Origin of the sequence: Bacillus luti, assembly GCF_009739945.1 — a bacterium.
Lineage (GTDB): Bacteria > Bacillota > Bacilli > Bacillales > Bacillaceae_G > Bacillus_A > Bacillus_A luti.
The window spans coordinates 22446-35986 of sequence record NZ_CP040337.1 but is presented as its reverse complement, the minus strand read 5'-3'; the positions used below and the strand labels follow the sequence as shown (position 1 = coordinate 35986).

Sequence of the window (13541 nt, the reverse complement as noted above, 5' to 3'; positions counted from 1 at the left end):
AACAAACAGACGATTAGAAAGTTTGAAGAAATCGTTTCAATGAAAAAGCGATCTTCAAATTTTTTTACCAGCACTGTCCCAAAGGTGTACTTTGGGATAGTCGCAAGACAGAAAAAAATTTTAACGTAAGAAAAAGGGTTTTCAGTGTCCCAAAGGTATATATCAAATGGAGGAGGGAAAAATCATGAGAAAAATTGGATATGCGAGAGTTTCGAGTAAAGATCAACTATTGGATTCTCAGCTTATGATGTTAAATGAGTATGGATGTGATGAAATTGTAACTGAAAAAGTAACGGGTGTTGCAAAAGACAGGAAACTGTTCAAGCTCGTTGAAGAAATGGAACCTGGTGATAAATTAATAATCGTGAGCGTGAACCGTCTGGGAAGGTCCACATTACAATCTATTGCGCTGGCTGAAGAAATGAGGAATAAAGGATTAGAATTAGTTATTTTGGAACATCAAATTGATACAACGACGACCAACGGAAAATTGTTTTTTGAAATTATGTGTAGTTTTGCCGAATGGGAACGCTCCAATTTGAAGGAAAAACAGGAACGTGGAATCCAGGCTGCCCGTTTAAAGGGAAAACACCTCGGCAAGCCAAGACAATGGAACAAAGCCGGGATGGAAGAAGCAATCAAAATGTATCAAGACGAACGGATTGTGAGTGAGATCGTAGATATAACAAAGGTTTCGAGATCTGCATTATACAGGGAATTGCAAAAACGCGGCATCGTACGAAATGAAAAGTAAAGAAGAGGAGGAAGGAAAATGAGTGTAGAGATTTTAAGTATGAAAGAAACAGAAAAAATAGGGATGGAAACCATCGTGGAAGCGATTAGTCAGGTGTTTCGTGTAACAGTGCGTATAAACGAAACAGAAAATCCTTACATAGGATTTATGATGACACGACCAAATGTGTTTTTAATTAAGATACTAGAAAGAAATGTAAAATTACAGTTAATCGGAGAAAACGAATATAACTTATATAATACAACAGAAGAAAGTTCATTAGCTGAATTCTTATTTGCATTAAGCAAAACGAAAGAGTTTAATGATTTCAAAAAAGAAGCTATGAAGTTAAATGAAGAACTAAAAGAAAAGTATTATCCAAAAGTATTAGATGTAATGGACATAAAAGAAGTAAACGGAAATCTACAAATTGATTTTGATCTAGAAAATGAAGAAGAGCGTTTAGATATTTCTACATTGTACATATGGAGAAACAGTGAAAGTGTCAGAACGAATCTTGATAATCAGAAAAAGAAAATGAAACAGTATTGCGGGTATTTAGGATGGGAAGATGATATTAAAAGACAAGTCCTGAATCACAAGAAGGTAAAATTGAAAATGTTATTCGAAGATGAATATGTAAAAAAATATTTGAAATAAACCTATATCGATCGATTGGGATAAATAAAAACACAAAATAAAAAAATTTACAACAAAAGAAGGATATTCGAAATTTATTAGGTAATAACTATTAATAACAGTTATTAATAGTTATTAACCGTTAATAACAAAGAGGAGAAGAAATATGCGGAATAACAAGGATAAAGCAATAGAAAAAGCTCGAAAATCAATGGAATTATCGGGCTTCCGTATTAATAAAGACCAGGACGAATTGGTCAGGAAACAACTGAATGGGAAAATTTCCGAAGAAGAATTTTTGAAAGAAGCACGAAAGCGGTTAAAAAGAAGAAGTGAATAAACGAAAATCATAAAAGGGGGAAACATTATGTTTGAATTAACAAGTATTAATGTTGTTAAAGAAGGGTTACACAAAGGTTATAAAGAGCTGGTTTTTTCTAAAGAAAATAACCTTCTTGCCGGTCAATATTGGTTTTTGGTAGATACAAAAGAACAAGTTGTGCAAATAAAAGAACCGATCAAGGGTCGCATGGAAGAGGTTGTAGTGGAACAATTAAAGAAATCTTGGAAACTACAATCTCTGTTTGTAAAAAAAGAAGAAGTACCAGGATTAAAATTGTTTAACGAGTTAGATAAAGAAATTATAAAAGAAGAGCCACGAAGAAAGCTATTTAATTGGGTAAATATTATAGAAAGAAGGTGAGAGAATGTATGAATGCAAATGTTGTTGGAAAGAAAGTAAAAATGAATTCTGTAATAAGTGTTCAAAATTTTCTGTGTTAGAACAAATAGAAGAGAAAGAACGTATGATTCTTAGTTATAAAATGTTATACCATACGTTAAAACACGATTTAGAGCATTACGATCTAGAAGATGTGAAAGAAATGTATTCTTATTTAGAAGAAGACTTATTTTCCGTATTAAATAGGTATTATGAATTAATCAAGCGCCTGGAAGAAGAAATCGAAGAACTAAAATTGAGTAAAGAAGTGCGGTTGCATTTTTTATTCGAAGATAACTGGTGTGGATGGTCAACATCAGAAGTTTATGTAGGGAAATATGGTGTTCATTTTACGATAGGGGGTGTTTAAAGTGGGAGAAGAGAAGCCGTACATAGATAAAAAAGGACGACGTCATAATTGGACTGATGATCTAAAAGAAAAACTTTTGCTTTCGGAAAGTGCCTGTAGACTCGGAGGTGTTCCAGTTCAAAAAGATGAAGAATACACAGCTGAAATTTATAGTAGAGATTTCGGAGGCTATTACTATGTTTACGACCGAACAAATCAAATCAGGATTTTCGAAATAGAAGAAATGGGTAATTTTTATTTCGTGAGTGAAACCGCACGAGAATTATTGAATATTAAAAGAGTAACGAAAAAAACTCCCAAATTAGGTCTATTCAGTTGTGGTGGTAAGTGGGAGGCTGTTTATGATCTCACGAATGCAATTGAAAAAGGCTATGAAATCCTCAAAGAACAACCCGATTTAAAGGAAACGGCTTTGATCTCATTGATGGACTTAGGCAAAATTGAAATTACATCTGAAGAGTTTATGAAAACACCAAGAGAGATTAAATGTTTTTATTATACCGGATATCATTTTCGTGCTTTGTATGATGTAAAAGAGGAACGAAAATATAAAGCTTGGAGGATGAGAAAATTATTCGGAGATAAATAGAAAAAGGGTTCGTGTATACGTAAAAATAAAAATGTAATACGTATGTATTACATTAGTTAATTGCTGTATCTAATGGGTTTTATAGTGAATTACATATGTATTACAAAAAGGAAAAAGGTGACACGATGAGAAATTTATATTTTATTAGATCAAAAGCGACCGAAGGTTTTGGAATATGGGGATAATGGATTTGTAGAAATCGAAATTTCACAAAGAACATAGGAAAATCCGTTTATAATCATGGCTGCGTGATCATTATCCTTCCAAACCTCCTACAAAAACACATCTTCAATAACTAATCCCCAAGGGAAAAACCATATTTTTAAAAGGTGAAATATCATGTAATTGGAAAGGAAAAATATGTAGATAGAATTACGTTTCATGTGGAATATTTGGGGCAAGATAGAGGAGATACACATACAAATGTTAAAGTATTATCTATCAAATAACAGACAGGTGTGAAAGGAAGAGCTGTTACATGTACGAATTAACAAAAGTACGATTAATTGTTAACGGTCCATTCAAAGGATATAAAGAGCTAAAATTTACACATCCTAGGGACTTCTATGTGTGGGTTTTGGTCGATCAAGATGATGAATTAGTATGTTTTAAGGACGATATAGAAGTAAGAGTATTCGATTTCAACTACACAATAAAAAAAGTGGTAAAATCGAAAACTTGGAGAATAAAATCGTTGTTTGTTCCCCGCGAAAGGATAAACAAATGCTTGGCTTTTTGGGATTTGGAACAAAGAAAACGTCTTATTTCGGAACAAGTGCCGATTACTTGTCGGTACCGAAAAAAAGAAGGGAAACAAAGAGAATTTTTCTTCTTTATTGAAAATCATGGAATGATGTTGATCAATAGTTTTTTCCACGAAATCACATCGATCTTACCAAACAAATCAATTTTACATCACAAAAGTTTGCCTCAAAAATTAAAGAAACTTGGTTATAATATTACGAAATACGAGATATACTGTGGAGAATTTGACGATCTATAATAAGGAGCGTGATTTCAATGGATGAAAATCAAAATGAATTTCCGGATATGGAAATCGTGGATTTAACAGAAGAAGAGTACGAGAGATTCCATGATTTTAAAGAAAAAATGAGAAAAGCTGAAAATTCGGCTGAGGTACGGTATTGCTACAGCCAAATGAAAATCATCATGGAAAAAGCCATCGAACGAAAAAAACAGCAAGAACAATAATTTTTTTTAGGAAAAATACATTTTTTATATAAGTAAAAAATACTTAATCAAATCCTACACGATAATGTGCGACAAAAGGAGTGAAGATTATGAGATGTATTATTTGTTCAAAGCATTATTCATATTTGAAATTTTGGTTTAATGATGTTCAGGTTTGTGATCAAAAGTGTGTAGAGAAATTGAAAGAAATAGGCGTTGCAAATTTGATAAAAGAAAAAGAGCGAGAAATCGAATTGACAGAAGGACATGTAGAATACATAAACGATGGATTAAATAATACCTTTTTTCTGTACGAGCATGGCGGAATGACTAAGGAAGAATGGTTGGAAGAAAGAGAAGGGCTCTTACACGAAGCACATTGTTTAAAACAAGAAATTGAAACGTTAAAACAACATAAAGATGTCAGGCTGCATTATCTCTTTTAAAGATCACATCTATGATTATGCACAATAATATAGACAAAAAAAGTAAATTTGTGTTATATGGTTAACACAAAACAAAGATCGTGGTTGAAAGGGAGGGGATATATATGGAATTAAAGTTAGAAAAGTATCGGAAATATAATTACCACAATGAAAAAGTGGTGAAATGGGTTTCGGAAACGCTTGAGCTTGAAACGAATCAAATCGAATACGATTGTGATCCAAACGGCACATTCAGTTGTGAATGCGATCTCCCAAGAAAAGTAGGTGGAAAGTATTATGTCGTGGATGGGAACGGAGAAGTGACAAAGGTTGAGTTCGTGAAATACCACAACAAGAGTAATTCGCAAATCCTTGTAAAATACATACCAGATTTAACAGAAGAAGAAAAAGGGGAATTACTTGATTTAGGAAATCTTCGAATTTATGGATGTCCGCATTGTTCAACTTGGTCGTTGGATGGAGATAACTGTTGAAAGGGATTCCGTGTGAGTGCTGCCATCAATTATTTTCGTATCCAGCAAGGGATAGATTTTGTGTAGAATGTTGTGATCTTACAATACAGGAACAAATAGAGAAGAAAATTCGTATTCGAGACCAAATGCACAGTTACATAAAAATCAAAAAACACGCTTATATACGCCCTGGTCTTCCTGTTGATAAGACGCAAAAGAAACGATTGAAAAGATTAGTAAAGGAACTAGAAACGGACAGACAAGAAATTCTACAATTCACAAAAGAAATAAAGGAATTAAAGGAAGAACCTTCAGTTAGGCTTGATTATCTTTTTGAAAAAAATGATGAAAAGGAATGGTTAGAGTGTTACAAAAACATAGTTCGGATCGAATTCCATGATCAAATCGTCCAAGGAGACGCTTATTTGCCATTTTAAAAGAAAAGAAGGTGTGAAATATGAGATGTATGGTGTGTTTTCAAAAAAAGAAAGAAATGAATCATATATACAAAGGCATTACTGTTTGTTCTGAATACTGTCAAAAGTACGTTCAAGATATAAAAATAGACGGATTGATCAAGGATAAAGAAAATTGTCTGGAAGGGTACGAGTCACGTATACGATCGTTATATTTTGAAATGGATTTAGGTTTTATACCAGAAGAAAATGAAGAAGATGTGTTTGAAACAAGGGAAGATGAAGAGATAGAAAGAGAAATGCAACGAGTGGAGAAAAGGTTTTTGTTGATGGAGGAACAAATCGAATCATTAAAACAACACCAGGACGTTCGCCTGAAATACTTACTTAAATAGATATGTAGAAAGATATAAATTAACGGATGACCATTCTTTTAATCATGGGAGGTCATCACACATGAAGTGCATGGTGTGTTTTCAAAAGAGAGAAATGAATTGTACATATAAAGGTATTATTGTTTGTTCTGAGGGTTGTTATATCCACTTAGAACAGATTGGAATAGGGAAGTTGATAATAGGTAAAGAAGAGCAATTAAAACGTTATAAACGCTTTGTACAAATGTTACAAGTAGAAAAAGATTGTGAGGATCTTATATTCGGAGAGGATAAGGAAAAAGCAATTAGAGAAATAGATAGAAGTATCAAGGATGCTCGGGAAAACATGTTAGTAATCAAAAATCATATCGATCTATTAAAAAAGCACCCGGAAGTACGGCTGCAGCATCTTTTTTAAATATCGTTTCCAGGAATATAGACAAAAAAAGTGAAGTTATGTTATAAGAATGTTGTTACAAGGAAGATTACGAAGAAGAATGGTGAATAATGTTGTGTTTTATCTGTTAAAAAACGATTTTTTCTGTTACAGTTAAGGGAGATAGAGAGAAAAAACGTTCAGAAACTAGTATTATATGTAAAAAAATGTAAGATAAAATAAATAAAAAAAAGATCTACGTGGAGGTAGATCTACTTACGATTAGCTTCTCCCGACCAAGAGAAAAGGCTAACTTCATCTACTTAAAATATAACATTGAAAATCTAAAAAAACAAGCTTTTTTATGTTATTTCATTAGGTATCTAAAAAGTCCTTTTCTTTGTTTGGGAAAAATTGCTATCGTGTGATTTTTTTTGACAAAGGGAGGGATTTTTATATGGCTGTAAGTTCGGTATTAGAAAATATTTTTGATATATATTTCAATGAAAAAGAAGAAATGCTCCGTGGCAAATGGGGTCCGCGTGAAAATATATTTGGTCTTGGTAAAAAAATAAACGAAGTAACATATCACCAGGGAAAAACAATCGCCTCAGCTCGTAAACAAGTAGAATTGTTATATGGCTGGTTTCCAGAATGCCAGGATCGAAGATCACGGAGGATCGGAAAACATTGGTTCCGTGAAATCCTAATAGAAAGACAAACAATCTGGGATGAATACCAGGAATGGAAAGAAACGAAAAATGTGGTCAAAGAGCGCATTTGGAGTGTGAAATTTGAGGATCATACAGAAGAAGAAATCCTCAAAATGCACGAAGAAGAGGAAGAACAGTGGAAAGACATTCCGGATAGAGATGTAAAAGGGTTGTTTTTTGATACAGAAAACACGTTCGCTGGCGTTTTCAATGAAGTATTAGGGGAATTAGACCCAGAAGAAGAATATAAGAAGTTTTTGGAACAAAAAGAAGAAAATCGTGAAGAATATTTAAAGCAAAACAGCGCACACATTGGTACTGTTCGAATTTCAAAACAAAAACCAATACAAATATTAAGTAGTAAATTTCTTCGTTATCGTTTGGCTTTGTCTGTAATGAAGAAATGGACGGAAAATCGTGAATCACAGTACATTTTAACTAATCCTGTCTATGTCATAGGAGATGATGAAAGACGTTCTACAGACCGTTTGACAGAATTACATGTATTGTATTGTGAAATCGATCAATACAGTGACAAGGCGATTGAGAAGTATCGTAAAATGACAGCAAGACAAGTGGAAACACATGTAGTACAAAAGCTTAGAAAAATTGGTTTCCCACTTCCTACGGAAGTTACATATGGTCGCGGATTACAATTATGGTGGAAAATCGGACCGATACCAGAATATATGTTGGAGCAATGGCGCATTGTTATGAACTTTATTCTTTCTTATCTTGCCGAATTTGGTGCGGATTATAAAGCGAAGGATCCAGTAAGAATCTTACGTGCGATTGGTTCTATACACGAAAAAACAGGTAAAAAGATTACTGGTAAGACGTATACAAATGATCGAATCGATTTTCACGATATTTTAGAAACGTTTTGTAAAGAAGAGTGGGAAGAATACGTAATTAAAAAGAAAGAAAAACGTAAAAAAGCGGTAGAAAAACAATTAGCATTTACTGATTTGCTTGGTTCCAGAGCTAGCGGCAAACAGCGTTGGATGATTGAACAAGGGTTTCTAACAGAAGATTTGAATCCAACAGAGAAGTACGACAAAGGTAAGAAAAAAGAAAAACATAAACGTTTAGATAAGAAGGCGAAGGAAAATCCAAATAACTATATTCACGCTGCAAGACGTACGGGAATTTTTCTTTTGTGTGATATTAGAAATGGTTTTATGGACGGTTGTCGAGAATTTAGCTGTTTTTACGTTCGTTATTTAACCCTTTGTATGACAGGTGGGAACAAAATTGAAGCATTGCACGTTATGAAAGATCTGTATGATTCCATTTCTATGAACGAATACACATGGGAAGAGATGTTAGTACGGACAAGCTCGGCTGAATCAGGCTATGAAAAATGGAGAAAAAATGAAGAGGATGGTTACAATTACTGGACCCAAACACTAATAGAAAAATTAGAAATCAAACCATATGAAATGAAAAAGATGAAATACATTGTTACGCCTGAACGATCAGCTGAGCTGAAAAAAGACTATGATAAGAAACGTCAAGAAGAGATAAGAAAAGAAAATGGTTCTATTTCGAACGAAGAAATAAGACAAGCTATTGTTAAAGCGATTGAAGAGAATCCTGAGATGAAAGATTATAAGATAGCTAAATTGGTAAAAGGACAATTAGGGAAATGTAGCGACGGTACAGTTAAAAAAGTTCGAGAAGGAATTGGAAAATAATGTTTCCCATTTTAATCGTATCTAAATTAAATCTTTTTTAAAGGTCTACGTTTGTTTTTTTTAGCTGTTATTTAAAAGGGGGTTGTCTTTGATGTTGTTACAATATACTGATCTAGATGAAAATACGAAAAAGAGTTTTTATAGAAGTGCACAGCTTACGATCTTCGATCTTATTGATATGATGACAATAGAAGATATACAAGAGGATTTTGTAACAGATTTGTTTGTAAAAGTGGTAGTGGAAGAACTTATGGAGAAACGTGGGTTCCAGCAATGGGCTATTATGGATTTCGAAATCGATGATAAAGAAATGAAAGAATTAGTTCAAACGATCGTGGAAAGAAGACGCAAATACAAGCCAACACAAAAACAGAAAGAATTTTATTTGGGTTTAACAAGTAAGTTAGGTGAAGAAGAAGTAATACCAAAGGACTTTTTGGTTTTTCAAAAGAAGTTAGTTGACATGAAAGACATAGCTCCTTCGATTTTAAGAGCAACCGATAAACAAAAAGAAACGATTTGTGGTTTGGTTTGGGACTTTTGGGGTAAAAAAGTTACATTGAAAGAAGAATTGACCCAAAACGAAGCACAACAATATTTCACTTTTTTAAGGAAAAAGGATTCCATAAAAAATGTTTCTGTACGTGGTAAAGTAAAGAATAAAGAAATATATTTTGAGATTGATGGAATAGGATATTCTTATAGTTATGATGGGATCGTGGTTCATGAAGAGCTTAATTCTTGTATATTCTGTCCAGAAAACGGGAATTTAGGTTGTGGTCTTTTAACTGAAATTGATTTTTTGAAAGATGTTTTAGAAAAAATAATTAAATTAGATAAAAAGAAAGCATCCTCAAAATAATGATGGATGTTTTTTCTTGTTTGGTGCAAAAGTCGTTCATTATTTTCAATGGTAATAGAAAACCATTAGACAATATATAAAAATGTGAATATGAGCTATTTTGAGCGATGAAAGAATTAATATATAAAAAATCGATCTTCAGATTCCTCCAAGACGAATGATTCTAAATAGATTCATAGTGTTTGATTAGGAAAGAACAAAACGTCATACAAAGGAATTTGGAGCATTTGATGATTAAAGATGTGTTTTTACATAGGATTCTCCAATGATTCAATAGGGTCATTTCTTCCTCGTATTTATATTACTGGACAGATATTCACTTGAGGAATAAAAAAAGTGTTCATTTATTCCGAGTAATTATATTATTGGACAGATATCGATTGGAGAAATATAAAACATCGTATTTCTTCTGAGTATTTAAAATGAAATTGGAAAATAATGTTTCCCATTTAAATCGTATCTAAATTAAATCTTTTTACAGGTCTACGTTTTTTTTTGTTGTCCTTTGTTTTGGAAAATAATGTTTGTCATTTCTTCTGAGTAATTATATTACTGGACAGATATGCATTGGAGAAGTATTAAAAAAAGGGAATTTGTTATATGTTTTGTATTAGATAAATGATTACTTTTTTCACATCATTATAAACCTTATGGAAAAGAAAGAGTTCCTCCACTAATGTGAAGGAGCTCTTTTATGTAGATTAATTATCCGTTTCTAACATATAAATAGCATCATAAACAAATTGATCTTCGATTTCATTTAATTCATCGGATAAATAATGGTCTAATAATCCATACGGAACTAAAAATGTATTCATTGTTTCGCCTTCTAAGATAGCGGAAGCAATTTTAAATGAATGAATTATATCATAAGGGAATTTGTGCTTTGTTTTTTTATCGACATTGGCAAGTATAGTTGCTTTGAAATGGATTTTTATATCCCAACTTTTGTTTTTTACAGTACAAAACATTTCGTAACTTCCTAGATAATTTTTATCTGGAACAATTTCATGGATTTTCTGAATATCACCTTGTAAAATAACGACATTTTCAGGATCAATATTTTCGGGATGACGGATCATATGTGCAAACACCTCCTCGTGCTTACATGTTTATAATAACAATTTCATAATTTACAAGTTTTTTTCATAGTTTGGTTATATTACAAGTTATAAGTACATACATTAGTAAGGAGATACAGTGGGAGCTCACTCGTGTATCATCCCTACTTTTGTTGTAAGCTCACAATTTATAACAAAAACAGACCTCCATCAATATGGAGGTTTTTTTCTGTTCATGGTCAAAAATGGCTAGTTATTTTAATGAGTAATATAAAATCATTAAGGGATAAATAAAAACGTAAATATGAGCTATTTTAAACGGTGAAATTTTGGTTCTACAAAAAATTATAGATACATATTGTTATAGAAAGGTGAGAGGAGAATTCACAAAAATAGAAAGGGTGAATTCTCTTGAAAGAGAAACATGTTGTAAACAGAGAAAAAAGTAGAGAGGTTATAAATAAGTCTTATTATTTGTACAAAGAACGGAATTTGGGCAATATCATGCCCTGGCACAAATTTTTATCGATTCGCTTTGAGATGGATTATAAGAAGAAATATTTAAAGTATCACAGCGACGAACTGGAATCTGTTGGGGAACTATTACTATATAATTCGCTGTGTAGAGCTTCTAAAGGAAAAGTAAAACCAAAAGTTCAAGTTTCCGTGAAATGTAAGAATGGAAAAACATACAGATTAGATATGGCTTATGGGATAGGTATTTATAAAATTTCTGTAGAAGTGGATGGTAAGGATCATTTAAAGCCTGTACAAAAACAAAAGGATATAATAAGAGACCAAACTTTAAGAAAAGAAAATGTATTCGTTATACGAGTTACAGGGCAAGAAGTATTTCGTGATGTAGAGGCGACAACAAAAAGAGTTCTAGAAGAGATCAGGGAAATAATTAATAATAAAATAGTACCGATACCAATACCGATCGTTTCGACTATGAAAAAAGTTAATTAACCATTAATAAAAGAACCACAAACTACAAAGTTTGTGGCTTTTTCTGTTTAAAACAAAAACCAGGAAGAGGGATTCCTGGTTGAAAATAAATAACAATAGAATAAAAATGTCCTATATTTGTGATTTTTCGTGGTCCGATTTCTTTATAATTTAAACAAAGTAAAAATCAAGAATTTTTTTCCAATCGTTACATACAAAAAAACGACCTTTACAGAGATCGTTTTTCCACAAATTATTACATAAATAAGATTTTTAAAAATCCTATCAAGATAAACCCCGATACACTTATATTCAATTTTTAATGTATGTCAATCTAATTTTTACACATATCGAATATCTACGTTTGTTTTTAAACCTAAAATCTTTCGTACTTCTTGTTCTGTATGCGTTTGTAGGAGTTTATTAATGGAATATTTACGAATATCCTCACTGACGATGCTGAATTTTTTTCGTAAATTGCCTTGCATAGTGATTTCGGAAATTTTTTTGTAGCGATTGCTTATAAATAAGTGATTATTTGGTACGAAATGTTGTTTGTGATAAACAAAGCACAAGTGAGAATATAAAATATCTTCAGGTATCGTTATTTCTTCGCTATTTTCTAGTTGTCTTTGTATTTCTACAATGGCATTTTTGTGATCAGAATCCAATATTGTATCTTGTGTAAGGTCGATTCCGGATATAACTGTAGTTATATTAAAACCATTTTGAGAGAACTTCTTTTCAAAATCGATTTGGAGATCTTTCTCTTCTCGGAACTGAATATATGTTTGTAATTCCTTTGTAAATTCCGCTGGAATAGGAACTTTTCGGTCCTGGAATAAAACGTAATTGTTTTCTAGATCAATATTATCAAATTTTAACTGAAGAACTTCATCAATCCTTGCTGCCGTGTGGATCATGAGTTTAATCAATATTAAATTTCTATAGTGATCACGGATTTTACTTAGGGTAATATATGTTTTTTTTACAGCTTCATTGAATAACATTTCGGAATTGTTTAATGCCCTGGTAACCTTCGCTTCAATTTCTTTAAAATCAATCGATTCTTTGGTCCTATCAAGCTTATTTATCTTTTGTTTGTCTATAAAAATACGTTGGTTATACAAAAAGCCTAGGATGTGGCTTAATTTTTTGTTTAAAAATGCTTCTGTGATCTCACGCGATGTTTCAAATTCGATAAATTTGTTTATCAATTCTTCATTTTCATCATTCATATGGCTGCAACGATGTACAAATATGTAATCATAAAAAGAAAATATACTTGTTTTTACAGAATTAGATGTCTTTTTGTTATCAAATTGTTTTGCAATGTATTGTTCAATTGCTGATAATTTGGGATCATAAAAGAAATCGTATTTAATGTTAGATAAAATCATGTATTCGGTGGTTGGAGGGATGTTATCCCCTTCAATTTCATAATTTTTAATCTTAATTCTATGTGGTAGATCGTTCAGATCTTTTAATTTATTAAAAGCTTTCTTTTGATTTGGATCCGTTATGAATAAAGAATGGAGTCGTACCCTTTCGAACACGTTTTTATAGATCGTTTCTCTTTCTTGGACAAATAGGTAAAGCATTTCATCCTTGCTGCGCTTCGAATTCAGGTGTAAATATATAGTTTCATTGAAGTACGCACGAATACTTAATTTAACAGGGTTTGTTTGATCTAATAAGAAAAATATATCCATCGTAATAGTTTGGTAATCGAGATCTACAGAGATTTGTTCTTGTTTTTTGACAGCTGTATTGAAGTTAATATCGTATCGCTTAAACATAAATAACCTCCTTTTTATTTTTAACTTAAGTAAAAAATACTTAATCAAAAATGTCAATAACTCTGTTCTTATTTTTCGATACAAAGGGCGAAATCCTTTTTGATTATATAGGTTAATTAAAGAAAATTAGATATAGCAAGTTATTAAGTAAAAA

At 31.9% G+C, this 13541-nt stretch carries 18 protein-coding genes; 16 read left to right on the top strand and 2 right to left on the bottom strand.

Annotated elements, in window-relative coordinates; translation table 11 throughout:
- Window positions 1-184 precede the first annotated feature (184 nt).
- From EUC40_RS26500 to EUC40_RS26430, 15 genes are all read left to right on the top strand, one after another.
- The gene (locus EUC40_RS26500) at window positions 185-754 is read left to right on the top strand and encodes a recombinase family protein (protein ID WP_167520168.1); all 570 of its coding nucleotides are present in this window, start codon (window positions 185-187) and stop codon (window positions 752-754) included.
- An 18-nt stretch (window positions 755-772) separates the two neighbouring features.
- Window positions 773-1393, top strand: coding sequence for a hypothetical protein (locus EUC40_RS26495; RefSeq protein WP_156577010.1), 621 nt, complete (start codon window positions 773-775; stop codon window positions 1391-1393).
- A 145-nt stretch (window positions 1394-1538) separates the two neighbouring features.
- Window positions 1539-1712, top strand: coding sequence for an antitoxin VbhA family protein (locus EUC40_RS26490; protein ID WP_156577009.1), 174 nt, complete (start codon window positions 1539-1541; stop codon window positions 1710-1712).
- A gap of 27 nt (window positions 1713-1739) precedes the next feature.
- On the top strand, window positions 1740-2075 hold the full coding sequence (locus EUC40_RS26485) for a hypothetical protein (RefSeq protein WP_156577008.1): 336 nt from the start codon (window positions 1740-1742) through the stop codon (window positions 2073-2075).
- A 4-nt stretch (window positions 2076-2079) separates the two neighbouring features.
- Window positions 2080-2463, top strand: coding sequence for a hypothetical protein (locus EUC40_RS26480; RefSeq protein ID WP_244322215.1), 384 nt, complete (start codon window positions 2080-2082; stop codon window positions 2461-2463).
- Between the two features lies 1 nt (window position 2464).
- Complete coding sequence (locus EUC40_RS26475; RefSeq protein ID WP_156577007.1) at window positions 2465-3052, top strand: hypothetical protein; 588 nt, start codon at window positions 2465-2467, stop codon at window positions 3050-3052.
- A gap of 478 nt (window positions 3053-3530) precedes the next feature.
- The gene (locus EUC40_RS26470) at window positions 3531-4055 is read left to right on the top strand and encodes a hypothetical protein (protein WP_156577006.1); all 525 of its coding nucleotides are present in this window, start codon (window positions 3531-3533) and stop codon (window positions 4053-4055) included.
- Between the two features lie 17 nt (window positions 4056-4072).
- Entirely contained in the window at window positions 4073-4264 is a 192-nt protein-coding gene (locus EUC40_RS26465) for a hypothetical protein (protein ID WP_156577005.1), read from the top strand.
- A gap of 89 nt (window positions 4265-4353) precedes the next feature.
- A complete protein-coding gene (locus tag EUC40_RS26460; RefSeq protein ID WP_244322214.1) occupies window positions 4354-4689 on the top strand; it encodes a hypothetical protein in 336 nt (111 codons plus the stop codon).
- Window positions 4690-4793: 104 nt separating this feature from the next.
- Window positions 4794-5162, top strand: a complete 369-nt coding sequence (locus tag EUC40_RS26455; RefSeq protein ID WP_156577004.1) for a hypothetical protein — start codon at window positions 4794-4796, stop codon at window positions 5160-5162.
- On the top strand, window positions 5159-5578 hold the full coding sequence (locus EUC40_RS26450) for a hypothetical protein (protein ID WP_156577003.1): 420 nt from the start codon (window positions 5159-5161) through the stop codon (window positions 5576-5578). The genes EUC40_RS26455 and EUC40_RS26450 overlap by 4 nt, the downstream gene beginning before the upstream one ends.
- 20 nt (window positions 5579-5598) lie before the next feature.
- Window positions 5599-5952, top strand: coding sequence for a hypothetical protein (locus EUC40_RS26445; protein ID WP_156577002.1), 354 nt, complete (start codon window positions 5599-5601; stop codon window positions 5950-5952).
- A gap of 61 nt (window positions 5953-6013) precedes the next feature.
- Window positions 6014-6349, top strand: coding sequence for a hypothetical protein (locus EUC40_RS26440; RefSeq protein WP_156577001.1), 336 nt, complete (start codon window positions 6014-6016; stop codon window positions 6347-6349).
- A gap of 415 nt (window positions 6350-6764) precedes the next feature.
- The gene (locus EUC40_RS26435) at window positions 6765-8717 is read left to right on the top strand and encodes a hypothetical protein (RefSeq protein ID WP_156577000.1); all 1953 of its coding nucleotides are present in this window, start codon (window positions 6765-6767) and stop codon (window positions 8715-8717) included.
- Window positions 8718-8808: 91 nt separating this feature from the next.
- The gene (locus tag EUC40_RS26430) at window positions 8809-9579 is read left to right on the top strand and encodes a hypothetical protein (RefSeq protein WP_156576999.1); all 771 of its coding nucleotides are present in this window, start codon (window positions 8809-8811) and stop codon (window positions 9577-9579) included.
- Between the two features lie 701 nt (window positions 9580-10280).
- On the opposite strand, the gene EUC40_RS26425 is transcribed toward EUC40_RS26430, so the two are convergent.
- Entirely contained in the window at window positions 10281-10661 is a 381-nt protein-coding gene (locus EUC40_RS26425) for a hypothetical protein (RefSeq protein ID WP_156576998.1), read from the bottom strand.
- Between the two features lie 390 nt (window positions 10662-11051).
- Between EUC40_RS26425 and EUC40_RS26420 the strand changes: the two genes are divergently transcribed.
- Complete coding sequence (locus EUC40_RS26420) at window positions 11052-11609, top strand: endonuclease domain-containing protein (protein ID WP_156576997.1); 558 nt, start codon at window positions 11052-11054, stop codon at window positions 11607-11609.
- Between the two features lie 320 nt (window positions 11610-11929).
- Here the strand turns inward: EUC40_RS26420 and EUC40_RS26415 are convergent, their stop codons facing one another.
- Entirely contained in the window at window positions 11930-13387 is a 1458-nt protein-coding gene (locus tag EUC40_RS26415; RefSeq protein ID WP_156576996.1) for a site-specific integrase, read from the bottom strand.
- Window positions 13388-13541: the final 154 nt, after the last annotated feature.